Raw genomic sequence first — 1,074 nt, 5'->3', positions numbered from 1 at the left:
AGGCGCTGGAGCTGGCCCGCCACCTGTCCCCGCAGAAAACCCGCGCGCAATTGCTGCTGCGCACCCGCCACACCGCGCCCCAGCCCACCCTGAAACGCGCCGAGCGCCTGCGCAATGTGCAGGGCGCGTTCGCGCTGGAGCCGCTGCAGGCCGATGCCCTGCGCGGCCACCGCGTGGTGCTGGTGGACGACGTGATGACCAGCGGCGCGTCGCTGTTTGCCGCCGCGGAGGTGCTGAAACAGGCCGGGGCGGTGCATGTCACCGGGCTGGTGGTGGCGCGCACGCCAGTGGATTAAAAACTGCGAATCACCTCGGCCACGCGCCGCACGTCGGCCTCGCTCACGTCCAGATGGGTCACCAGGCGCAGCTTGTACAGCCCAGTGGCCAGCACCTGGTGGCCGCGTAAATGGGCCAACAAGGCCTCGGCCCGCTCCGGGGTGGTCTGCAAAAACACCATGTTGGTGGGGCCCGCCTCCACCTGCAGGCCCGGCACATCGGCCAGCAAGGCCGCCAGCAGCCGGGCGTTGGCATGGTCGTCGGCCAGCCGGGCCACGTGGTGTTCCAGCGCGTACAAACCGGCAGCGGCCAGCACCCCGGCCTGGCGCATGCCGCCGCCCAGCATCTTGCGCCAGCGGCGGGCCTGGGCGATGAAGTCCTTGCCGCCCAGCAGCACCGAGCCCACCGGCGCACCCAACCCCTTGCTCAGGCAGATGCTGACCGAGTCAAATCCCGCCACCAGCCGGTGTTCCGCCTGCGCCAGGCCCTCGCCCGCGTGCTGCGAGGCCACCACGGCGTTGAAAAACCGCGCGCCATCCAGGTGGCACTGCAAACCCCGGCCATGGGCCAGGGCCACTGCCTCCTCCACGTAATCCTGCGGCAGCACCTTGCCACCGAGGGTGTTTTCCAGCGCCAGCAAACGCGTGCGGGCGTGGTGAAAGTCATCCGGTTTGATGGCCCCGGCAATGCGCTCCAGCGGCAGGCTGCCGTCGCTGGCGTGGTCCAGCGGCTGGGGCTGCACACTGCCCAGCACGGCAGCGCCGCCCGCCTCCCATTTGTAGCAATGCGCCTCCTGAC

2 protein-coding genes are annotated in these 1,074 nt (G+C 70.2%); one reads left to right on the top strand and one right to left on the bottom strand.

Annotation, left to right across the window (positions count from 1 at the left end):
* A partial coding sequence (locus AC097L_RS26045) for a ComF family protein (protein ID WP_479589583.1) occupies window positions 1-296 on the top strand: 296 nt, incomplete at its 5' end.
* Here AC097L_RS26045 and ltaE read toward each other — a convergent pair.
* Window positions 293-1,074: low-specificity L-threonine aldolase (gene ltaE / locus AC097L_RS26040; RefSeq protein WP_479589582.1), on the bottom strand; the 782-nt coding region annotated here is incomplete at its 5' end. The two genes, AC097L_RS26045 and ltaE, sit on opposite strands and share 4 nt — an antisense overlap.

It is taken from the genome of Rhodoferax sp. RT5P35 (assembly GCF_056521385.1).
This window is presented reverse-complemented; position numbering and strand designations above follow the sequence as displayed.